Consider the following 23,103-nt stretch of genomic DNA (forward strand, 5'->3'; position numbering starts at 1 on the left):
CTCCATACAAGCTAGTGACCGATACCATGGGTCTATTGAGCTTCTACTCAATAATGAGGAATCGCAAGGTGGTTTCGCTTAGAGCAAGCGAGCCTCGGAAAGGCTATCAATCACTTTTTTATGCAATTTCAGTAGTTCAATTTTTGAGGCTAGTGCCTTTCGTTGTTGCTCAGCCGAGCGCCACGTGAAAAATCCTGCCACAACCATCACACTGCCGAAAATCACCAGGATCAATGGAATTCCCACCAGCCCAATCAGAATTCCTAAGTATTTTCGCAACGTGGCTGATCTAAAGTCTCTGCGAGACGCTTCAATTTCTGAAATTATGCCTATTCGTTGTGGATCGACTGCGTAGATAAATTTGCCTGAGATACCGAGTGCAATTAATAGATTATAGGCATCTCCATTGATTGCATTTTTTCCTAGAATGAGATGCATCGTACAGCTGTCAACGCCCAGTAGTTTCTTTAATTTCCCCTCTAGATCTGCCATGATTGCTACATTGTGAAGTCGACCTGCATTTCGAAAATCTAGATACGAAAAGATCCTGAATTCAGAATTCGCATTTGACGGTCCACATTCCAATAATTGATCGGTTAGAGTTATTTCTCGCCATGTTTCCGCCTTCATTGTCATATTCAAAAAATTGTTTGATATCGGATGGATTCGCCTCGACGCAACTAGGAGCTCCTCTCCCTAGGTTCGCTCAGCCCGGAGTGGTTGCGGTGCGCATGGCCGCATGGATGTTGATTTTGCTGTCTATAGACACGTGTCTAAAGTATACATACCTGACACAGTCACTCGATGCGCCCGAGCACGAACCAACCACTCATGGAGGCGCTTGCCCTGGAGTTGAAGGCTCGTCGTCGGGAGCTGGGATTGACTCAGGAGGATTTGGCTGGACGATGCAACCTCGATCGGCCCTACATCAGCTTGATTGAAGTCGCGCGCAAACAGCCCACGTTGAGCGTGCTGTACAGGCTCTCAGAGGCCCTGGAGCTTCCGCTGGGCAACTTCATGGCACGGGTACAGGCACGGTACCTGAAGGGGCACTTAACAGCTCAAGTGCCAACCCGTCAGTAGTTTCGTTGTTCGGGGGCCAAGCAGATGCCGTACGCAAGAAGGGTGTACTGGCAAGCTGCCACGGGCCGTTGGAGGCACATCTGGGTTGGCTGCGGCAAGCTTCGCGGTTGCCGTTGTTCCAACCCAGTTGGGAGTTCCTCAGTTGCGGCTAAGGATCTGCTGCGGTTGCCATTTCCGCCAGGAAGGGGCCCTCTGATGTAGGGCGCTCGAAGATGAGATAGTCGTCGCGATTCTTGCCCAAAATCCACGTTGTGGGCTGCTGCTGGTTTCAAAGACACCTTGTTAAGGTGCGTAGACTGCCCCTGGTCCGGTAGACAAGCCCCGCCTATCCTTTGAGCATAGGGGGGAATGTCATGAGCACCCCGAGGTTACGTCGGAATTCAAGTAGCTCAGATCTCGAAAGAAGATCTGTCTGCTATGCCCTTAATCCATGTTGGCGGCTTACCTCGGCCTGTCCAAGTAGAGCCAGTGGCCGGATCCCGGTACTTCGGCGTACCCGTCCCCATTTTGCGCTTGGAGCCACCGAACACATCCTCGGCCGACAGCTTGTAGTCTGCAACTAGGCTTCGAACTCGGGCTAGAACACCAGCCTTCTCTGCGGCCAAAGCCTGGGCGATCTTAGCTTCAAGCTCAGCTTTCTGCTGGAGAAGCGCCTTGTAATCAACTGTCATGGATTTCACCTAATCTATGTGATAGCAACGCAGAAATTTTATGATATTTTGATGATGCTAGGTTGCGTACTTGCGGTACTGTTGCGCTGGCATGCGGTTTAGCTTGGGAGTAGAAGCCAGCCAGCTTGGCCAGCCCCAAGACCATCCTTAAAAATAAACCAATTTCAAGAATTGATACCAAACATTTGCCTATTCAAGTCCTATTTTGCATGACCCTGTAGGTAGGTTGTTTTACTATTTGTATGTTAGTTTGAAGTTGTATTGAGGGGGGGTCCATTGATAATTATCGGATAAAATGCTTAAGTTAGTATTCTTATTTTTCCACTGTAGAGACAAAAGATCGGCCACCGCCCACGCCATCCAGTCAGATCTGAACTTTCTCTCACCAGCACCCATCTCTCCTTCACTGCCAATATCATTGCGCCAGATCATGGCTGGAATGCGATATCCGGATTCTGTAGTTGGACTGTGGCCGGCCTTGTCAAGCAGATGCCCAACTTCTTGACCATGGTCCGAAAGATAAATCCATGCGCGATAGGGCGATTTGCCTGCAAATCTAGTGAGATCCAGAGTTTTGGATACTACAGAGTCATGATAAAGAATTGCTGAATCGTACTGTTCCCTGAATCCCTTAACCCAAAACGACCTTTTCTTTTCTTGCATCTCATAGTCAATGTCATCCATTGTTTGGGAGAATGGGTTTTCATTCTTTGGATATCTGAGGGCGTAGTGAGGATGCGCGCCTAGCAAATGAACGACTATGAATTTTTTTTCAGCAGAATCATTTAGGGCCATTTCCAGGCCCTCAAGAACTTCTCCGTCTAATGAGGAGGATGAACGCCCAGGGGTCCGATTGACCATTTCAACTGTGTCTGCATAAGCTGCATGACGCGACTCAATAGCCACATCATCATGATTGCTCACCCACCAAATTTTATATCCAGCGGATCGAGCCATCGCCATCAGATGAACAGACTGTTCACCATTAGCGCCTTGCAGCGAGAACATACTTTCAAACGCAGGAACTGTGCTTGCATCCAAAGACCAAGCATCACGGAATATCACCATATCACGCCCTAGTTCCTTTCGCCTCAAAGACAATATTGGAGTTGTATTTCTCTTATACCCGTAGACTCCCATGTTGTCGCGGTTAATGCTATCGGCAATTACTAGGACGACAACCGATCCACCTTTGCGATCTATTTTTGGAGATATTGCATTTGCTCGAAAGAGTTGATCTTCACGAGAAGATGCTTGGGTTTTCCAATTGCTCTTCACCACAGATACAGATTTATACCAATCCTGCCAAAAAAACACTGGGTGCAATCGTCTCCACGGCTTACTAAGATGTGCAACCACACTAACTAGCATAAGAAGAAGAATGAATCCCGATAATAGCCGAGATGAGTTCGTTGCATCAGCGCGCGCGATCATCAGAAGTTTTCCTGAGAAAAGCATTAGAGCCAATAGACCAGAGCCTAGTATCAAGAAACGTACTGAATTTGCAAAAAGATATTCAGCACTTTCGCGGATATTTGTGTTTGCCGCTGCCTCCAGTACAAGGGAGCTCTCCGGAGAGGCTCCATATGCCTCCTTCAGAAAATATCGAACGATGCCATCAATGTAGAAGATTGATGTTGCAATCCAAACAAATACTCTGGAAAAACAACCGATATCTTTCTTCTTCAAGCCCCAGAAGATAAAAATACCGAAAGGAAGGTATAGGAAAAAAGATTTTGCGGCTCTGAGGCTGTCTTGTCCTAACAGGGAGACGAAAAAAGTTGATATCAGGAGCAGCGCAGCCACCACCCCTGATTTTTCCATCTTACTATGGATTATTTTCCAAAATTTTTTCACTGACAAACCGAAAAAATGGCGCTCACTCAATAAAGTGGCAAAGGCAACTATACAACTATCTATGAATTCTGAGGAAATATCAAGCCGATACTCGTAACGCCATTTTCGGACCTTGCAAAAACACTTCCCATGTGAAGCCTAGCGATGGCTGAAACAATTGCCAAACCCAATCCGTGATTTTTATTTGCATATGACCGCGAAGAGTCTGCTCTGTAGAATCTATCAAATAGTCTAGGTAGGTGCTCTGGGTGTATAGTTTTGCCTTCATTTGTCACAGTCAACTCAATAATAGAGGTTTTTATTTCGGTGGATTCTGATAAATTCTCATGTCTTCGAATATCCACCAATATTTTCCCTCCCATATTGGCATATCGTGTGGCATTCCCTAATAAATTCGAGAGAGCACGACGTACTAAACTTGCATCAAATACGCCACTGGCATCACCATGCACTTCCACTTCTAAGCCAGCCTCCATAATTGCAGCTTCGTGAAAGTCTATAACCTCTCTCGCTAGATCTGCGAGGCTGCAGATTTTTATAAGCCGCGCCCCATTGCCGCGGTCGGCATTCGAAAGAAATAGCATATCAGCAACGATATTGGCCATTCTGTGTAAATCTTCCAGGTTAGAAGATAGGACATCAATAAGCTCTTCGGAGGTTCTGCGTTTCCTGAGCGCTAGCTCTGAGCTACTTATCAAAGTAGAAAGTGGAGTATTCAACTCATGCGCAACATCGGCATTGAATGATTCCATTTGTTTGTAAGCAACCGATAGCCTATCTAGAAGATCATTGATTTGACCTATAAGCGGTCGAAGTTCTTGTGGTTGCTGGCTATCATCCAGCCTATGTATTAGGTTCTGTGCCGAGACTTGCCGCACCTGAGTTATCAGAAATTTTATCGGTGATAAACCCTTCTTGACCAGCCAGACACTCGATATCGAAACAATTAGTGTACTTGCGATAGCGGCAATACCCAAGGTCCATGCCAAATGCCGCAATATCAAATCGTCGGGACTTCTGTCTAATATCAGTGTAACCACAACACTTTGAGACATCCCATCGAATTTTTGAAGCTTGGCGAAGAACTCTCTTTTGATGGTGTTTTTATGATGTCTAACAAGATCAAATAAAGCTTCCCCATTTTTTTCATCTTTTCTGACTAGCAGGGACAGATCGTCATGTCCGCTCAGAAAATCCAGCAGGGTTCCTTGCAAAGACTCTGAGTCTACTTGTGATTTACTTTCATTTAACATGCGCTCTAAAGCGATCTGCTTGTGATCAAGCGCGTCAGCCTGTTTGGCAGATAGTGTTTGAGCGATTACCAGATAGACGGTAATGCAAACAATGCCTAGTCCAAGAATAGTTTGAAAAGCAAGGGAAATCGACAGGCGAGTGGATAAAGGACGAGTTGCTTTATTCTTTTTTTTGTTATTTTTCATCTTGATTCCATAATATAGCCCATTCCTCGAACCGTATGCAGCAATATTTTGTCAAATGGTTCATCTGTTTTTAGCCTAAGTCTTCGAATTGCCACTTCAACCACATTCGTCTCAGAGTCAAAATTCATTGACCAAACTTGTGACGCGAGTTCGGAGCGCGAGATAATCTCACCCTGCCTTCTGGTTAAAAGTATCAATAGACTAAATTCCTTGGCAGTTAAATCAAGCCTTTTACCTGCTCTAAAAGCCCGCTGCCTTGCAAGATCTATCTCCAAATCATGAATTCTCAAAATTGTTGGTTCAGCTGACGGCTTGTTGAAGACAGGGGATCTTCTGAGTAGCGCCCTCACGCGTGCAACCAGTTCGGAAAAAGCAAAAGGCTTGACCATATAGTCATCTGCACCACATTTCAAGCCAGTAACCCGATCTTCAACAGACGATCTTGCAGTAAGCATTAAAACGGATGTCTGTTTGGATTGGCGAAGAGCAGTTAGGACCGCCAATCCGTCTATTCCAGGAAGCATTCCATCTAGAATGATCAAATCATATTCTATGGTAGCTGCTTTATTGAGTCCGGTAATCCCATCGGAGGCTGAGTCAACGGAGAAGCCTTCGTCAACCAAGCCGCGAGCAAGCTGGTCCACCAACTTCCCATCATCCTCAATTATTAGGATTCTCATGGGGCGGATTTTGATCCTAAGATCCTGGCGCTTGGATGATAAATTTGTCATCTTATTATCAGGATGCAGCCGGATAGCGTCCCCTATAGTGCCCTTCGCCCACCACATGCGCTTGCGCATAAATATTTCAGGGCACTACAGCGACCGACAGGCACATGGGCTTTGCCGGGCAGGAGTTTCATACATGAACTTGGTAACCTTACGTGGCAAGAGTAGGCTTCGCACAAGCCTTTGCCAAACCTTGCTAGTCAGCATGTTGGCTGGAGCGGGTTTGGCCCACGCCGTCCCCACGAGCTCAAGCGGCCCCACCACAGCGTCAAGTGAGGCGCCCCCGTCCCTGACTCTCGCTGTCGCGGTCGAGAAGGCCCTCGCGACTCATCCAAGCCTTCGCGCGGCTGAGTTCGGCCTGTCGGCCAGCGACGGCGCCGTGCTCCAGAGCAAAGCTCGCCCTAACCCTGAGCTGTCTTACTTGCAAGAAGATACCCGCAGTCGTACCAAGACATCAACTGTGCAGTGGAACCAGCTGATAGAGGTTGGAGGCAAGCGCGATGCTCGGATGCGCATTGCTGAACGGGGACGCGACGTTGCACAAGCCGAGCTGGCAGCTACCCGCGCCAACATCCGTGCTGACGTGAGGGCGACTTTCTACAGCCTCTTGGCGGCCCAGGAGCGCGTGACTGTTGCAAAACAGACATTGGAAATTGTGAGAAATGCGCGCGAGGCCGCGACCAAACGCGTTGCTGCAGGCAAGGTCGCCCCATTGGAAGAAAGCCGCGCAAAGGTGGCAGAGTCTGGAGCCGAGCTTGAACTGGGTAAGGCCGAGTCAGACCTGAGAGTCGCTCGCCAACAAATGCAGGCACTTCTGGGCGGACAAGGCTTTGCATTCGGTCCAGCGCTTGGCACGTTCGATATCGCCCCCGAAGCTCCTGCGGCCCCAGACTTGTTGATGCGGCTGGAGGAATCGCCTGCCATCAGGCAAGCGCGCTCGTTCCTGGAGCAAAGCCGTGCGTCCGCAGATCTGGAACGTGCCAAGCGCATGCCGGACCCCACCGTGAGCTTAGGCGTTAAGCGGGCCCAAGAGGTTGGACGGAATCAATTGGTACTGGGGGTTTCGATCCCACTGCCGGTGCTGGACACCAACCGGGGCAACCAGATACAGGCGCTGCGCCTCGCGGATCAGGCTGAAGAGAAGCTTCAAGCGTTGCGCGTTCAGATGCAGACGAATCTCTTCCAGGCGCGTGAACAGCTGGAGACTAGCCGTCGTCTTGCACAGCAACTTTCAACCCAAGTCCTGCCCACGGCCCAGACGGCTTATGAAGCCGCAGTGAAGGGCTTTTCACTCGGGAAGTTTAGCTACCTCGACGTACTAGATGCACAGCGCACGTGGTTCGACGCACGTAGCCAGTACCTAAGCCAGCTGCTGTCCACCCACAGTGCCGTCGCAGATCTCGAGCGCCTGCTCGGTACACAAGCTGACCAGTAAACCTCTGAGCCTCAAACATGAACACGAACTCTTCTCCAAGTTCTAAGCGCAGCACAGTTATCGCAATTGTGAGCATCCTATCCGTAGGGGTCCTGGCAGCGACTTTAATTCTTCGAAACGGCTCTTCGAGCCCCCCGCCTGCGGGCGAAAAAGCAGCTCAATCCCAGGAAAAAGGTCACGGCCATGGTGAAGCGGCAAGTCATGCCGACCAAGAGCACCATGGTGAGAAGGCAACAAAGGCTCACAAGGATGAGGACGGCCATGCCGACGGTGAGCATCATGAGGAAAGTGGCGAAAACAAAGCCTCTGCCAAGCCTGCTGCAGAGGCTGGTCACGATGACGATGAAGGCGTGATTCCCATGGACGCGCAGCGTATCAAGGTCGCCGGGGTAAAAGTGGCTCAAGCTGGGCCAGCGACCGTGCGCAGCTTGCTTCAACTGCCAGGTGAAATCCGCTTCAATGAAGACCGGACGGCACACGTTGTCCCTCGCGTCGCGGGCGTTGCCGAAAGTGTGCCGGCCAATCTTGGGCAAAGCGTAAAAAAGGGCCAACTCTTGGCTGTACTGAGCAGTGTCGCCGTGTCAGAACAACGAAGCGAGTTGCTTGGCGCTCAGAAGCGCCTAGCACTGGCGCGCACCACCTATCAACGCGAGAAGCAACTCTGGGAAGAAAAAGTTTCCGCAGAGCAAGACTATCTGCAAGCGCAGCAGGTACTACGCGAGGCTGAGATCGCTGTCTCCAACGCCGAGCAGAAGTTGGCAGCAACCGGGGCGGGAGCTGGCTCTGCTGCTGGGCTCAACCGGTTCGAGCTACGAGCGCCGTTCGATGGCGTCATCGTGGAAAAGCATCTTTCTATCGGTGAGGCTGTCCTGGACACAACGCAGGTTTTCACGATTTCCGACCTCCGCTCCGTCTGGGCCGAGATGCGAGTCTCCGCCCCAGACATGCCATCAGTTCGTGTAGGGGAAAAGGCGACGGTTCGTGCAACGGCTTTCGAATCGACAGCGACCGGCGAGGTTTCCTACGTTGGCGCACTCATTGGTCAAGACACGCGAACGGCCCCCGCCCGCATCACTTTGCCTAACCCGGATGGTGCATGGCGTCCAGGCCTGTTTGTGAACGTGGAGGTCACCGCATCATCCCAAGATGCAGCGCTCACAGTAGTGTCGACAGCGATTCAGCGTATTGAGAACCAGCAAACTGTCGTGTTCGTTCCGGTCGAAGGTGGATTCCGGGCTCAGCCCGTCCGTGTCGGTCGCTCGGACACGAAAAACACCGAGATTCTTGAAGGCCTCAAGCCGGATCAAGCGTATGTGGCTGAAGGCAGTTTTCTGCTGAAGGCAGAGCTTGGCAAAGCCACCGCAGAGCATGCTCACTGAGGCGGGGATCGGAGACCTTCATGTTTGAACGCATCATCCGCTTCGCCATCGAGCAGCGTTGGCTCGTACTGCTTGCCGTGTTTGGCATGGCCGCGCTAGGCGTGTTTAGCTATCAGCGCCTAGCAATCGACGCTGTGCCCGACATCACCAATGTCCAGGTGCAGATCAACACCCAGGCGCCTGGATATTCTCCGCTCGAAACTGAACAGCGTGTCACCTACCCCATAGAAACTGTGATGGCAGGGCTCCCAAATCTGGAGCAGACGCGCTCGCTATCGCGCTACGGCCTGTCCCAGGTCACCGTGGTGTTTAAGGACGGCACCGACATCTACTTCGCACGCCAGTTGGTCAACGAACGCATGCAGCAGGCCCGCGAAAACCTGCCTGATGGCGTAACGCCAACGTTAGGGCCGATCTCAACAGGTTTGGGAGAAATCTACCTGTGGACCGTGGAAGCGGAGGAAGGCGCTAAGAAGCCTGACGGTTCGCCATACACGCCCATGGATCTGCGCGAGATTCAAGACTGGGTGATCAAGCCCCAGTTGCGTAATGTGCCTGGCGTGACCGAGATCAACTCTATCGGCGGCTACGCGAAGGAATACCTGGTCGCACCGTCGCCTGCCAAGCTTTCAGCTTACGGGTTCACACTCGCCGATATCGTGGCCGCGCTTCAGCGTAACAACGCAAACGTCGGTGCGGGCTACATCGAGCGCCAAGGTGAGCAATATCTGATACGAGCGCCTGGTCAGGTCAAGGGAATAGCGGACATTCGCGAAGTCATCGTTGGGTCTGCTCAGGGGCAACCGATACGCATCCGAGACTTGGCTGAAGTAGGCCTAGGACGTGAACTGCGTACCGGTGCTGCGACTGACAATGGCCGCGAGGTCGTGCTTGGTACAGTGTTCATGCTGATTGGCGAGAACAGCCGAAAGGTATCCCAGGCGGTCGATATACGCATGCGGGAGATCAACCGCAACCTGCCCGAAGGTGTCAAAGCTGTCACTGTTTACGACCGCACCAACCTGGTCGACAAAGCTATCGCCACGGTCAAGAAAAACCTGATCGAGGGCGCCACCTTGGTGGTGGTGATCCTCTTCCTGTTCCTGGGCAACCTTCGCGCCGCGTTGATCACAGCAATGATCATCCCGCTGTCCATGCTTTTCACGTTCACAGGCATGGTGTACTACAAGGTCAGCGCCAACCTCATGAGCTTGGGGGCATTGGACTTCGGCATCATCATTGACGGTGCAGTCGTGATTGTGGAGAACTGTGTGAGGCGCTTGGCCCATGCGCAGGAGGCACGCGGCCGCCCGCTCACTCGCAGTGAGCGTTTCCATGAGGTATTTGCTGCGGCAAAGGAAGCTCGACGGCCCCTGCTGTTCGGTCAGCTGATCATCATGGTGGTCTATCTACCCATCTTTGCGCTCACCGGTGTGGAAGGAAAGATGTTCCACCCCATGGCACTGACCGTGGTCATCGCCTTGGCCGGAGCCATGCTGCTGTCGATCACCTTCATTCCGGCTGCGGTTGCCCTGTTCATGGGCGACAAAGTAGCGGAAAAAGAAAACCGCATCATGAGTTGGGCACGCCGTTCTTACTCGCCCATCCTGGCAAGAGTCATGGCAGCCCCTGCAGTAGTTCTGACAACCGCTTGTGTAGCGGTGGTCCTTAGCCTGCTGCTGGCGACACGCCTAGGTAGTGAATTCGCTCCCAACCTCAATGAAGGCGACTTTGCGATCCAAGCACTTCGCATTCCTGGCACCAGCCTCACACAGTCGCTGGAGATGCAGATCCAGATCGAGAACACCTTGAAGAAGGAGTTTCCTGAAATTGACCGTGTGTTCGCACGTACCGGTACCGCCGAGATTGCGTCAGATCCTATGCCGCCCAACATCTCGGACGGCTACATCATGCTAAAGCCCAAGGATCAATGGCCCGATCCTTCGCGTTCTCGCGACGATTTATTGGCTGCGATTCAAAAGACCGCAGACAGCGTGCCAGGCAACAACTACGAGTTTTCCCAGCCGATCCAACTCCGTTTTAACGAACTGATTTCTGGCGTGCGTAGCGACGTAGCCGTAAAGATTTTCGGTGATGACATGTCCGTACTGGAGAAGAACGCACAAACTGTGGCTGGCATGCTTCAGCAAATCCAGGGCGCGTCAGAAGTGAAAATTGAGCAGACGACAGGCCTGCCGATGCTCACAGTGCAAATCGATCGCGAAAAAGCTTCACGCTACGGCCTCAACATGGGGGATGTGCAAGACACCATCAGTGTTGCGCTGGGGGGCGGAGAAGCGGGGATTGTTTTCGAAGGGGACAAGCGCTTCGACATCCAGGTTCGCTTGCCCGAGGACATTCGCAATGATGTGGAGGCTCTGAGCCGACTTCCGATTGCGTTGCCAAAGGGAGCAGATGGCCGGGTGGGGTTCGTGCCGCTGTCCTCAGTCGCGACTTTTGAGACGGCTCCTGGCCCAAATCAAGTCAGCCGAGAAGATGGTAAACGCCGTATCGTCGTCAGTGCAAACGTACGTGGACGTGACATCGGCTCCTTCGTGAACGAAGCTGAGCAACGCCTCGAAAGCCTTCAGCTACCAGCGGGATACTGGACCCGCTGGGGCGGAACATTCGAAAACTTAGAGTCGGCGCGTCAACGTCTCATGATTGTGGTACCTGTCGCTCTGCTGATGGTCTTCGTCTTGCTCTTCGCAATGTTCGGCAATGCTCGAGACGGGCTCATCGTGTTTACAGGTATCCCGTTCGCGCTCACGGGCGGCATCTTGGCGTTGTGGCTGCGAGACATACCACTGTCCATTACTGCCGCTGTAGGATTCATTGCTCTGTCAGGGGTCGCTGTGCTCAATGGCTTGGTGATGATCTCTTACTTCCGGACGTTGCGTGAGGAAGGCAAGAGCGTGCCAGACGCCGTAACGGAAGGGGCGCTCACACGACTACGCCCAGTCCTTATGACGGCTTTGGTAGCTTCGCTAGGCTTCGTACCTATGGCTATCGCCACAGGCACAGGAGCGGAAGTGCAGCGTCCCCTTGCAACAGTAGTCATAGGCGGCATCCTCTCCTCCACGATGCTGACACTGCTCGTCCTGCCCCTGCTGTACAGGCTCATCCACAGGAACGACCCTTCGGAAGGCGACGTTCAACAGAATCCCGAGGATGGGGCATCGTCCTCGGGTGAGGTGGCGATCGCGTAACTTGGGACCGTGATCGCTTTTCAGGCCATGGCCAAAAGCCATGGCCCTTTTTATGTCAATTAGATTACAGCATTGTCATGGCAATGTGTGCGTCCTGTGGGGGCAGCTTTTCTATAGTAGAGCCATCTACTCGGGTCCAACAAAGCCACGAATAGAAATTCAAAATCTCTTGAAAGGATCTCGAAATGAAGCACCGTCGTCTTAACATTGCATCCTCTATCGCTGCATTGGTCGCTTCGACCGCATTCATTCTTCCTGGCATAGCCGCAGCCGAAAGCTATCAGCATCCCGCGAACAATGAAGCAGGCGTGAAAACCTACCCCGAGCACTTCAACTCACAAAAGACCCGGGAACAAGTTAAAGCTGAGGCAGGTACGGCCGCTCGCGAGGGCGGAAGCAATCGATTCAATACTGGCGCTTATCCAGCGTCCTCCAAGCAAGCAAATGCCGGAAAGACCCGTCAAGAAGTCATTAACGAATTGCTTAAGGAGACTCCAGAACAGCGTGATGCACGTCAACGCGCAATGGGTGGTTGAAATAAGTTGTGGATGACGAATCGGAGCTGCGTGATCAGCGGGCATGCTCTAGCCAATGGATAGATTCGTTGTAATAGTGAAAATGATAATCCCATATCTTTAGAACGTAGTTCTTTGGATATGGGATTTTTTGTATTTGGCTCAATAAGAAGAGCTAGTCATGTTAAATAAAAATCGAAGCTTGCTTCGAAAGATTTCATCCAATCTAACAGTTAGCCCAGCAGTCTTGATTATTGCGACTGGTGTTTGGCTTGCAACTGTGGGGAACATCCCCCTGTGGAAGACTCTGCTCCAGTTGCAAGAGGAAATTGGGGTAACATTTTTTATAGGATTTTTAGTTGCAGTTGCTGCGCTAAACATCTCTCTTCTTTCAATATTTGCTTTGGGGCCACTACTTAAGCCAGTATTGGTTGGGGCAATACTTGTAAATTCCATCACTAGCTACTTCATGCTGAGCTACGGGATCGTAATAGATCCTGGAATGATACGAAATACATTGCAAACTGATATCGGAGAAGCAATTGATCTTCTAAGCTACGAATTACTGGTAACGGTACTTGGATTTTCAATAATCCCCATATTCTTGATTATTCTGGCCGGCGTAAAAAAGACGACTGCAATCAAGGCAATATTTACATCTGTACTATTGGCATTCCTAGGACTTGCCTTGGCTTTAGTGTGCATTTTCCTCATTTATCAACCTTTCTCGTCGACAATGAGAAATCATACGAAAATGAGGTACCAAATTAGTCCTTTGAATACATTTTACTCAACAATAAAGGTGGCTACAAACCCTCTGGATAGAAGAAGCTTAAAAATAGAAAAAATCGGTCAAGATGCAAAAATACAAACTAACGAGCTAGTCAATGGCGAAGAACCAATATTGCTACTCATAGTTGGAGAAACAGCAAGAGCCGAAAACTTCGGAATCAATGGCTATGAGAGGAATACAACGCCACTGCTATCGAAGCGAGCTGACATCTTCTCCTCAAAGAACGCATGGTCTTGCGGCACCAGTACCGCTGAGTCGTTGCCCTGTATGTTTTCTCACTTAGATCGAGAAGACTATGCATCAAGGAAAGTAAACCACGAAAACATGCTGGATGTCCTGGCTAAGGCTGGGCTTTCGGTTTACTGGTTGGACAACCAGTCTGGTTGCAAAGGAGTTTGCGCTAGGGTTGCGACCGAATACTACAGATATGAGCCAAGCAATCCGCTTTGCGAAAAAGATGGCGTCTGCCAGGACTCTGCCATGCTGGTTGGCCTCAAGGATCGCATTCAGTCATCTTCATCGATGAAAAACGGGAAAGGAAAAGTAATCGTACTTCATCAAATGGGAAGTCATGGGCCTGCATATTACAAAAGGTCTAGTCTCTCAAGAAAGACATTTAAACCCGAATGCGAGTCGGCAGCGCTCCAAAGTTGTACGCAACAAGAAGTCGTGAACGCTTACGACAACAGCATCATCGAGACGGACTACTTTATTAACAACGCCATAGATTGGCTGAAGAACTCATTTCCCGCTGCGCCAACTGCACTCATGTACGTATCCGATCACGGAGAATCATTAGGTGAAAATAATATTTATCTGCACGGGCTTCCATATTCTTTTGCACCGAAAGGGCAGAAAAACATACCATGGGTAATGTGGGTATCAAAGCCAATGGAAATCTCAAGCGGTACAAGTTTAGCGTGCTTGAAAAGCAAAAATCTCAACATCAAAATAAGCCACGATAACTACTTTCACACAGTCTTAGGTCTGCTGGATGTGCAGACGAATGTCTACGATAAGACTCTAGACATAGCTGCTTCTTGCACAAGTGAGAACTGACGACAGCATGACAAATTTGTAATCAACTTAGGCGCTAATGGCGGATATCATATTTATTCATAGTTTGTCAACCTCAAAGCACAACATTTCAACAAATCTTCGAAGGAAGATTAGAAAAGGGGTATGAAATGAGCGAAGTTCGTTTTGAAGACATAGCATTGCGAATCAGAACGCAAAGGCTCGCACTAATTGCAAGCAATATTGCCAATGCGGACACACCTGGGTATCAAGCAAAAGACTTGGACTTCAAGGCAGCGCTTGAAAGAAGTTCTGCCAACATGTTGTCGGTTAAGGAGACGAAAAAGGGGCATATCCCAAGCTCAGAGTTGAAGTCCATATACGACACTGAAGTCGCCTACCGCCCGGCCTCACAGAACTCTCTCGATAAAAACACGGTGGATTTAGATCAGGAGCGTGCTAGTTTCATTGACAACGCAATACGCACGGAGTTGGCAATGAAACAAGCTGTGGATGAGTATATGGAAATCGGAGAAATGTTATCCAAACTTGTCTAGACACGGATCTTAACAAATTAGGAAGCTTATCATGGGATTCAGCAGCTGGTTATTCGGAAAAGGACATCACCGTAAAAATGATGGACATCACAAAAATTCCAGTGGATACCTTAAAAGAGGTAGTTACGGCGAAGTGGGATATGCATGCCCAACATGCCGAACACCAAACTCCGCAACAAGCAGATTTTGTGGCCAGTGTGGAGTTTCCTTAGTATGTCGTGGATGCGACGCAAATTTAGTTGCAGGCGCAAAATTTTGCGCGCAATGTGGAAGAGAAAATCTTTAAGTTGACGCTTGCCAAGTCAACTGGCACGCTGCGATAAAGGTATAGCTATCTCCTGTTGTCGATTAAATATCATGAAAAAAAAACTTCGTCTAGACATACCGGTAGTTCTATCATCTATTTCAACAAGCGATGACCTTTTGGTGAGACGCTTACTAAGTGATATTCAAAGTAGGGATGGTGTCGAGAAGGTCCATCTGGATGCTGGCAAAGATGGCGAATGGCCTAAATTGTGCATTCACTATGATTCAGAAAAATTACCACTGATTCGTATTAGAGAGCTAGTTGAGGCAGCAGGATCCAGGATATCCGACCGCTGGGGACACTTTCTTATAGAATTTGAAGGTATAAACCATGCCAGAAAAGCCCGCACTGTAGAGACTAAGCTTCTTGGTCTAAGTGGAGTTATAGAGGCGCAGGTGAGCCCGACTGGCCAAGTTCATGTGGATTTTGACAAGAATAAAATAAAAGAAGTTGATATTCTGGATGCTCTCCGAGATTTAAATATTAATCCCACTCAACCTGAGTTAGGTAATTCGGGGTTCAGGAAAGAACGTCCGCAATCCAAAAATGAAAATGATCATGGCCATGATCACGGGGGAGGAATTCTGGGGAAAAATGCAGAGATGGTATTCGCTATCACCTGCGGGGTGCTTCTTGCACTTGGCGTAGCGATTGAGAAATTTCTCCCCTCCTTGCCGGCTTGGTTTCCAATCGGAATTTACGTTCTAGCATATTTCTTCGGTGGATACTTTACTCTCAGAGAGGCACTGGAGAATCTTCGGCTCAAGCGGTTTGAAATTGATACACTCATGCTAGTGGCCGCCGGAGGAGCCGCGGCGCTGGGCTCATGGGCAGAGGGTTCCCTACTCCTATTTTTATTCAGTTTAGGTCACGCTCTTGAGCACTACGCGATGGGACGTGCAAAGCGAGCCATTGAAGCACTTGCCGAGCTAGCGCCCAACAGTGCAACAGTCCGGAGAGATGGTCAAGTACTAGAAGTTGCAGTTGAAGAGCTGGTTGTAGGAGACTTGGTTCTCATGAAGCCAAATGAGCGGATTGCCGCTGACGGCTTTATCGTCCGAGGAAATTCCGCAGTTAACCAGGCGCCTGTCACTGGGGAAAGTATTCCCGTAGATAAGAAGGCCGTGGAAGATGCGGAGAAGGCTAGATTAAATCCTGATGCCATTAATTCGGAGTCAAAGGTGTTCGCTGGCACAATCAATGGTGCTGGAGGTATCGAAATTGAGGTGACCAGAAAATCTGCGGACTCGGCTCTTGCTCGAGTCGTGAAAATGGTCAGTGAGGCCGAGACACTCAAATCTCCAACTCAACGCTTCACCGAAAAATTCGAAAGAATATTTGTTCCAGCCGTTCTGATACTTGCCTTTGCGCTCCTGTTTGCATGGGTTGTCATTGATGAGCCATTTCGTGATAGCTTTTACCGCGCTATGGCAGTATTGGTTGCAGCAAGCCCCTGTGCACTCGCCATTGCTACACCCAGTGCAGTGCTATCAGGTATAGCTCGTGCAGCACGAGGTGGTGTTTTGATAAAGGGTGGAGCCCCCTTAGAAGAGTTGGGATCTCTCAATGCGATTGCATTCGATAAAACCGGAACATTGACCGAAGGACGTCCACGCATAACTGATATCGTGCCAGCGAAAGGTATTACACAGGAAGAGCTTTTGCAAGTAGCTGTAGCGGTAGAGTCCCTTAGCGACCATCCGCTGGCTGCTGCAATTGTGAAAGACGCTGGCGAGAAGTTAGTGAATCAGCGGAATCTAGTAGCTAGCGATCTTGAAAATCTTATTGGCCGCGGCGTAAAAGCAAGCATTAATGCTGAACCTGTCTGGATTGGTAAATCCGAGATGTTCGGTATTGAAGACATCCCCAAACTAAGCGCTGAATCACAGCAAATCATTGACAATCTGAGAGAATCTGGTCGTACAACGATGTTTGTCCGATTTGGAGACAGAGATCTGGGGGCCATTGGATTACTCGACACCCCGAGAGCTGGTGCTAAAGAGGCGTTGAAGGCACTGCGGAGCCTGGGTATAACGCGGATGATAATGATATCCGGTGATCATCAAAAAGTCGCCGATGCAGTTGCTCAGGAAGTTGGTCTGGATGAGGCCTGGGGCGATCTGATGCCTGAAGACAAAGTCAAAGCCATACGAGATCTTAAGAAGAAAACCAAGGTGGCAATGGTTGGCGACGGGGTGAATGATGCCCCCGCTATGGCCAACTCTACTGTTGGAATTGCGATGGGAGCAGCTGGTTCTGATGTTGCGCTGGAAACTGCTGATGTTGCCCTTATGGCAGATGATCTCAGGCATTTGCCTTTTGCAGTGGGTCTGAGTCGGCATACAAGATCAGTGATCCGTCAGAATGTCTTTGTCAGCCTTGGCATAGTGGCAGTTTTAGTGCCGGCGACTATTATGGGCCTCAGTATCGGAGCCGCTGTAGCAGTGCATGAAGGCTCGACTTTACTAGTTGTATTCAATGCGTTGAGGCTTCTGGCATACAAAAAAAAGCAGCCTGCATTTTGATCAGATAAGACTAAAATCTCTTATTTTTTGTATTGGCCTCGTGTAGATGGGGCCCATCTTTCATGGGTTCAATAAAAAAAATGAATGAGAAAGGATTTGGTTTCAGTAAGCCATTTTTTCTCACTCACATGGTTTTTCCAATCCTTCCAATAATAGCAATATCTTACATATTGATGATTGCTGGCGGAGATTTTTGGCTGACAACAAAAATCTACAAATATCAAGGTTACGAATGGCGCCTGACAGATCATTGGATTGCAGCTAAGATACTCCATAAAGGAGGGAAGAATGTTAGTTTGACAGCTCTCCTAATACTTATAGCAATAGTTTGCTCTTCATTTTTCAAAGTTGGTTCTTCTTTTCGGACTTGGAGACTTCCTCTGATCTATCTGAGTAGTTCTGTATTGCTATGTGTCTTTTCTATTGGGATCTTAAAGACAGTTACCAACATGGACTGCCCTTGGAGCCTTGCTGAATTTGGAGGAGATCGACCATTTGTGGGTTTGTTTGAACATCGGCCATCAAGCATTGGGAGAGGAAATTGTTTCCCTGCTGGACATGCTAGTGCCGGATACGCTTGGATTGGTCTATACTTTTTTTTCTTAATGTCCAAGCCTTTGTTTAGATGGCGAGGACTTGCGATAGGCATTACTCTGGGGTTGATCTTTGGTTTGACTCAGCAACTTCGAGGCGCCCACTTCATATCCCATGATTTATGGGCGCTAGCCATTTGCTGGTACATCTCAGCGCTGACATACATAGTATTTTCACTAAAGACTCAATATCGTGTTGGATAAATCAACTAGTCCCCAAATCTTTGTTAATCACCAAAAATCACGAAGAGGACTTTCTCGCATATTTTACGCAACAAGCTATTCATGGAGCGGCTTAAAAGATGCTTGGGAAGAACCCGCATTCAGACTTGAGGCGATGCTGGCCCTGGTTTTGATCCCTTTATCAATAGTAGTTGGCAATGGATTGCTTGAGATATTATTTCTTCTTTCCGGTGTTTTTCTAGTATTGATAGTTGAAATATTGAATTCGGCCATTGAGTCAGCCATAGATAGATTTGGCCAAGAAGAAAATGAGCTATCCAGAAAAGCAAAGGACCTTGGAAGCGCTGCAGTATTTGTGGCTATAATTTTCTGCACTATTATTTGGTGCACATTAATTTTTAAAAATATATGGATCGATAAATAAAAAAAGCCCACATAATAGTGGGGCTTTTAAATTGAGAATTAATTATCCACCGAACTCATATTCATTCTGAGAGACGAAAATTGATCGTCCTTGCGGATCAAATCCAACAGGTGCAAACTTGGCTATAGGGACTTCAGTATGATAGATGGAGTCCGCCTTCCAGATCAGAGTCTTTCCGTTGCTTATGAATTGGATGATTTCACCACAGGTTATATTTATTGGACCTTTCTGGGAAAGATCAATTGTTCTGTAGCTCGTAGACTGGACTTCATAGCCGTAGTACGACTTCCCTGTAGGAAAGTAGTCCGCGTTAGCTTGGCCCGCAACAAGCAGCAGGACAGCGGTAGTGAACGGCAGTGCAAATTTCATTACGGTTCCTTTCAAAAAAATTGCCATGAGGCGAACACCTCATGGCAATTACTATAGGCTAGGCAATATTTTAATTGACCGGCTGAATGGTTACGTTTTCGTCATAGTTCAGAAAGCCAATCTCAATTTCCTATCAGAAGGAGTGGCGGATGCCCACTTCTGCACCCGTGGAGCTACCGCCAGCGGCCAGTCCAGCAGCTCCACCCACCAGGCTAAAGTTTGCGCCGCCCTTGTTGGTGACACGTGCAATCGTGCCGTACAGCGCAGTGCGGCGTGACATGTTGTGCACGTAGCCAATAGCGAACTTGTTGGCGTCGCTACCGTTATAGGCGGCCGGGCCTCCGCGCGAGTCTGTACGCACATAGTTGGCACGAATGTAGTCCTTGCCAACGGGAACAGTGACGCCAATTTGCCAGCGGTCCTCAGACCCTACAGCACGCGAGCCATACATACCATAGGGCAAATCATCACGCTGGAAGTAGCCCATCAGGGTTGCCACTCCAAAGTTGTAGGAAGCGGCCGCACCGTATTGCTTGAGCTTTGCGCCCGAGGCGTTGACATCGGTCGCGCCATACGAAACGGACATGCTCAGAGGACCATTGTCATAGGCCAAACGACCCGCGATATGGCGGCCAACGCTGGTCAACGGGTCTTCATCCATGGCATACATCGCCTCAGCCTGCAAACCGTTCCACTTGGGTGAGAAGTACTGGATAGCGTTGTCATGACGATAGTAGGACGCAAACGCACCAGGCATGCGGCTAGTAACGTTTGAACCGGCCAAACCAATCACGTTAAACGGGTCGTACTTGGTCGCATTTTGGGAAGCAGGCGAGAAATCGCGTCCGAGACGAACTTCACCAAAATTGCCCATCAAGCTAATTGTCGATCGACGCTGGAAGAACTTACCAGTCGAACTGAACGTACCGGTATCAGCAGCAATGTCAGATTCAAGCCAGAAACCCGCTTTCAAGCCACCGCCCAGATCCTCAACACCGCGCAGTCCCCAACGACCAGACGCGAGACCACTGTTGTTCATGGTCAGGTTGCTGGGAAGGTTGCTGTTGTTCACGTAACGCGTGTTCACGTCAACGATACCGAACAGTTCGACGGAAGATTGGGCGCTGGCACCGGCAGCCACGCCTGCCAGGGACAGCGCGACTATGTGTTTGAAGTTCATGATCATTTCCTTAAGAAAACTGTTGATTGATGCCTGCTTCGGGCATCAGCAGAAATCGTAAACGTCGCGCGCAAAAATATCGCTGGATGAAAAGGAATGAGTAAGGTTGCGCAAGTCAAATTCGCTGATTTCTAGATTTCACGAACCATGCCACCAACAATCCGAGCTTTCGAGGCCTATGTCCTTATAGTCACCACATATTGTTTGCACGAATATTGCAAATATGTCATTTTTTTGGTTGGAAGTTGCCGGGATTAGTTTGCTAACGTCTTTGATCTAGTAGGAATCGGAATTAGGTTCCTTGATTAATAGCTAACCCGGGGGAGTGTGATGCGGCGCGAGGATCTGCAGCTGAGACAGCTTGCTAAAACAGGAGATATAGAAGCATGTTTGAAGCTGGGGGAAGCATACTTAACAGGCTCACCTGGAATTTCTAAGAATATTTCTATAGGTGTTTCATATCTAAAATCCGCGTTCCCTAAGGCCCAGCAAAGAGCATCTATCTCATTGTCTACTCATCTCTCTTTAAAAGAAATAGTCAAAGAAGACTTGATTTTTGCACTAAAGAATGCAGCAGAAAATGATGAGATTGCGCGGCTCAAGCTTTCCGCGTGGCACTTCTTGCGCTGTGAAGCAGAAATGGGGAAAGTTTGGCTACAGCGCTGTACAACTCAATTGCTTGATAGCACTGACACAAGCCATCAGAAAATTTCTGTAGGCAAGCTACTAAGTTCCTTACATGCGCTTAGGATTATACATCCGACTGACGTTTCTTCCATAATCGCCAGTGAAGCAAGATCGGCTTTAAATGGAAGACAGCCGGATAGGTGCATTCAGATTCTGTCGGTCCTTTCATCCCATAGCTGCTTCGTGCCACTAAACATGACTTTGCATCAGCTCATATGCGACATAGTCGCCTATGCGGAGACATTTAAACACGATTTAGGACATTTGCCAGCTGATTTAATTGAGCAAAGCTTAGAACGATGCTCTGCCGTGGGCGATCTCAAGGCCTGCCATATTCTCGGGAGATCTCTGGCGGGCTACCCATGTGGACATTTGCCCGCAAAGCGTCTTGTCAGAAGCCAAAACTTGAGAAAGTCAGTTGCATTGCTACTGAGATCTGGAGATTCTGGTGTATCTATGGCATGGCTGCACCTCTTTCGAATTTGCTCAGACTACCGTAGTTCGGTTGCTAATCCCACTATGGCTAGATTTTGTCTGGAGAAGGCCGCCAAACACGGAATTGCGGAGGCAGAGCGTTGCCTAGGCGTGATGATTCTTAGGGAGTCTGTGGAGATAGACTCCATGGAGTCTGGGATGAAAATGCTGCACTCTGCAGCAAATAAAGGTGATCCTCTGGCACGATCGCTTCTATGCTCCTTCGTCTTGCCTGTCTTTGGTCCAGAAGATGAAGCCCAAAGTGCCATATCAGAAATACAAGAAATTGCACCTCTCTTGGCGATGAGACTGCGCTTAGCGCGTGCATTTGGCCTAACAAAGCTTGAAGCACTTTCAATGAACATAAACGCTACGATTCGACCGTGGGGTATCGTGCTTGAGAAGAATACTCAAGTTGCAAAAGGTAAGTTGGCTGAGCCTAGAGTGATTCCAGCAACTACTGAGTATGCAATGACCTGCTTGGAAATTGCGGCCAATCTGTTTTCTTCTAAATCACCGGAAAATATCATATTAGAGGGATCTCTTCGAGCAAGATCTCTTCAGCTAAGGCGCCTACTCCAAAAATTACATATCCAAGAGAGGTTTTTCTTTTCTTCCGTTTCATCTCAACAAAGAGAAGCTATTCGATTGGGGACAAAATGGGCGAAGGTGCAAAAAGAGATTATTAAAGAGGTCTTTTAATAATTTGTCCATCTCACAATGCGCATGCTTGTAATTAGGCCTCCGGCAGGAGTTTCGCATTATTTGCGAGATACCTTGCGCGCGCTTGGCTATATTTTCGACGAGTTCAGTGACTATCACTCTGGACTCCGTCATGCTATTAAAAATGAGATAAATTTAATACTTTTTTATGAGAATAAAATTCTCCTGGAAAAATTTAAATTGTTCGCAAAAATTAATACGGATAAATATCTTCCAATGATGATCCTAACAAAAATTAAAGATGGCAAGGATCGAGAAGTGTTCTTCGATAATGGGGTGAAAATAGATCCATCAATCTCAGACCACAGTGAGAGTTTCATAAAAAGAATTGAACAGCTGAAGAGCCGATTGCTTCTTGAGTTCAATAACAAGGAGTGCTATTATTTAGGAGATCTTATTCTTGATCTTTCTAAGCAGCGTGCAGAACGAAAGGGCAAGAGGCTTGATTTAACCAAAGGTGAATTTTCATTGCTGTTGGCATTTATGCGGCGCTCTGGTCAGCTTTTGTCTCGGGAGTCTCTGGCGGCACAGGTTTGGAATAGAGACGGCAATTTTACTAAAAACATGGTGGACGTAGCAGTGCGAAGGTTGCGTAGAAAGCTTGATGATCCTTATGATATCAAACTACTTCATACTCAACGAGGATCGGGCTATATCCTGGAGATTCGCCATGTGAAAGGTAAGTTTGACGAGATGTCTGAAGATTATTAGATAAAAAGAATAATGCATCATTAACTTGCAATTTTTTGCAATTGGATCTTGTCAACCTTAGTTTGAATCTGAGTAGCAATTTTAATGTGTACTGCAGATGCATTGGCGTGATATCTTTGTACATGAATGCATAATCTGCATTCCTGCTTTTAATTTTATGCGGGAAAAATAAGTGGGCGCATTGAGTTAAAGCCAAGTTGTTGTTTCTTTAACGGTGAAGTGCTGCGAGCAGGATGAACGCGGG

20 protein-coding genes are annotated in these 23,103 nt (G+C 48.7%); 13 read left to right on the forward strand and 7 right to left on the reverse strand.

The genetic code is table 11. The features are described from left to right. Positions 1 to 78: 78 nt before the first annotated feature. Positions 79 to 492, reverse strand: coding sequence for a hypothetical protein (locus G4D77_RS20180; RefSeq protein WP_128422634.1), 414 nt, complete (start codon positions 490 to 492; stop codon positions 79 to 81). 339 nt (positions 493 to 831) lie between these two features. Here G4D77_RS20180 and G4D77_RS20185 point away from each other — a divergent pair, with 339 nt between their 5' ends. Continuing rightward, complete coding sequence (locus G4D77_RS20185) at positions 832 to 1,083, forward strand: helix-turn-helix domain-containing protein (protein WP_227740893.1); 252 nt, start codon at positions 832 to 834, stop codon at positions 1,081 to 1,083. 389 nt (positions 1,084 to 1,472) lie between these two features. Here G4D77_RS20185 and G4D77_RS20190 read toward each other — a convergent pair whose 3' ends face one another. The 4 genes from G4D77_RS20190 to G4D77_RS20205 form a co-directional block, all read right to left on the reverse strand. Continuing rightward, positions 1,473 to 1,754, reverse strand: coding sequence for an H-NS histone family protein (locus tag G4D77_RS20190; RefSeq protein WP_080945266.1), 282 nt, complete (start codon positions 1,752 to 1,754; stop codon positions 1,473 to 1,475). Between the two features lie 234 nt (positions 1,755 to 1,988). After that, positions 1,989 to 3,641, reverse strand: coding sequence for a sulfatase-like hydrolase/transferase (locus G4D77_RS20195; protein WP_227740894.1), 1,653 nt, complete (start codon positions 3,639 to 3,641; stop codon positions 1,989 to 1,991). Positions 3,642 to 3,670: 29 nt separating this feature from the next. After that, positions 3,671 to 5,050, reverse strand: coding sequence for a heavy metal sensor histidine kinase (locus G4D77_RS20200; protein ID WP_080945264.1), 1,380 nt, complete (start codon positions 5,048 to 5,050; stop codon positions 3,671 to 3,673). Continuing rightward, positions 5,047 to 5,730, reverse strand: a complete 684-nt coding sequence (locus G4D77_RS20205) for a heavy metal response regulator transcription factor (protein WP_213757993.1) — start codon at positions 5,728 to 5,730, stop codon at positions 5,047 to 5,049. The genes G4D77_RS20200 and G4D77_RS20205 overlap by 4 nt, the downstream gene beginning before the upstream one ends. 184 nt (positions 5,731 to 5,914) lie before the next feature. Here G4D77_RS20205 and G4D77_RS20210 point away from each other — a divergent pair, with 184 nt between their 5' ends. From G4D77_RS20210 to G4D77_RS20255, 10 genes are all read left to right on the forward strand, one after another. Beyond that, positions 5,915 to 7,213 (forward strand): TolC family protein, encoded by a 1,299-nt coding sequence (locus G4D77_RS20210; protein ID WP_046238507.1) that lies wholly within the window; start codon positions 5,915 to 5,917, stop codon positions 7,211 to 7,213. Between the two features lie 17 nt (positions 7,214 to 7,230). Further along, positions 7,231 to 8,592 (forward strand): efflux RND transporter periplasmic adaptor subunit, encoded by a 1,362-nt coding sequence (locus G4D77_RS20215; RefSeq protein WP_046238506.1) that lies wholly within the window; start codon positions 7,231 to 7,233, stop codon positions 8,590 to 8,592. Between the two features lie 20 nt (positions 8,593 to 8,612). Further along, positions 8,613 to 11,801, forward strand: a complete 3,189-nt coding sequence (locus tag G4D77_RS20220) for an efflux RND transporter permease subunit (protein ID WP_046238505.1) — start codon at positions 8,613 to 8,615, stop codon at positions 11,799 to 11,801. Positions 11,802 to 11,986: 185 nt separating this feature from the next. Then, the gene (locus G4D77_RS20225; RefSeq protein WP_080945263.1) at positions 11,987 to 12,337 is read left to right on the forward strand and encodes a DUF4148 domain-containing protein; all 351 of its coding nucleotides are present in this window, start codon (positions 11,987 to 11,989) and stop codon (positions 12,335 to 12,337) included. A 160-nt stretch (positions 12,338 to 12,497) separates the two neighbouring features. Further along, positions 12,498 to 14,168, forward strand: a complete 1,671-nt coding sequence (locus tag G4D77_RS20230) for a phosphoethanolamine transferase (protein ID WP_154833409.1) — start codon at positions 12,498 to 12,500, stop codon at positions 14,166 to 14,168. Between the two features lie 128 nt (positions 14,169 to 14,296). After that, positions 14,297 to 14,683, forward strand: a complete 387-nt coding sequence (gene flgB / locus G4D77_RS20235) for a flagellar basal body rod protein FlgB (protein WP_046238784.1) — start codon at positions 14,297 to 14,299, stop codon at positions 14,681 to 14,683. A 31-nt stretch (positions 14,684 to 14,714) separates the two neighbouring features. Beyond that, complete coding sequence (locus G4D77_RS20240; protein ID WP_080945288.1) at positions 14,715 to 14,969, forward strand: double zinc ribbon domain-containing protein; 255 nt, start codon at positions 14,715 to 14,717, stop codon at positions 14,967 to 14,969. A 71-nt stretch (positions 14,970 to 15,040) separates the two neighbouring features. After that, positions 15,041 to 17,515 (forward strand): heavy metal translocating P-type ATPase, encoded by a 2,475-nt coding sequence (locus G4D77_RS20245; protein ID WP_080945289.1) that lies wholly within the window; start codon positions 15,041 to 15,043, stop codon positions 17,513 to 17,515. Positions 17,516 to 17,595: 80 nt separating this feature from the next. After that, positions 17,596 to 18,312, forward strand: coding sequence for a phosphatase PAP2 family protein (locus G4D77_RS20250; RefSeq protein WP_080945290.1), 717 nt, complete (start codon positions 17,596 to 17,598; stop codon positions 18,310 to 18,312). Further along, positions 18,302 to 18,715, forward strand: coding sequence for a diacylglycerol kinase (locus tag G4D77_RS20255; protein WP_227740895.1), 414 nt, complete (start codon positions 18,302 to 18,304; stop codon positions 18,713 to 18,715). Before G4D77_RS20250 ends, G4D77_RS20255 begins: the two co-directional genes overlap by 11 nt. 42 nt (positions 18,716 to 18,757) lie before the next feature. Here G4D77_RS20255 and G4D77_RS20260 read toward each other — a convergent pair whose 3' ends face one another. Continuing rightward, entirely contained in the window at positions 18,758 to 19,111 is a 354-nt protein-coding gene (locus G4D77_RS20260; RefSeq protein ID WP_315532835.1) for a CzcE family metal-binding protein, read from the reverse strand. Positions 19,112 to 19,217: 106 nt separating this feature from the next. Beyond that, positions 19,218 to 20,264, reverse strand: coding sequence for a porin (locus G4D77_RS20265; protein ID WP_046238786.1), 1,047 nt, complete (start codon positions 20,262 to 20,264; stop codon positions 19,218 to 19,220). Positions 20,265 to 20,594: 330 nt separating this feature from the next. Here G4D77_RS20265 and G4D77_RS20270 point away from each other — a divergent pair, with 330 nt between their 5' ends. Then, positions 20,595 to 22,127, forward strand: coding sequence for an SEL1-like repeat protein (locus G4D77_RS20270; protein ID WP_154833413.1), 1,533 nt, complete (start codon positions 20,595 to 20,597; stop codon positions 22,125 to 22,127). An 18-nt stretch (positions 22,128 to 22,145) separates the two neighbouring features. Beyond that, the gene (locus G4D77_RS20275; protein ID WP_046238788.1) at positions 22,146 to 22,859 is read left to right on the forward strand and encodes a winged helix-turn-helix domain-containing protein; all 714 of its coding nucleotides are present in this window, start codon (positions 22,146 to 22,148) and stop codon (positions 22,857 to 22,859) included. The last annotated feature ends 244 nt before the right edge of the window (positions 22,860 to 23,103 follow it).

It is taken from the genome of Delftia sp. WY8 (assembly GCF_018437695.1).
Classification (GTDB): domain Bacteria; phylum Pseudomonadota; class Gammaproteobacteria; order Burkholderiales; family Burkholderiaceae_C; genus Comamonas; species Comamonas tsuruhatensis.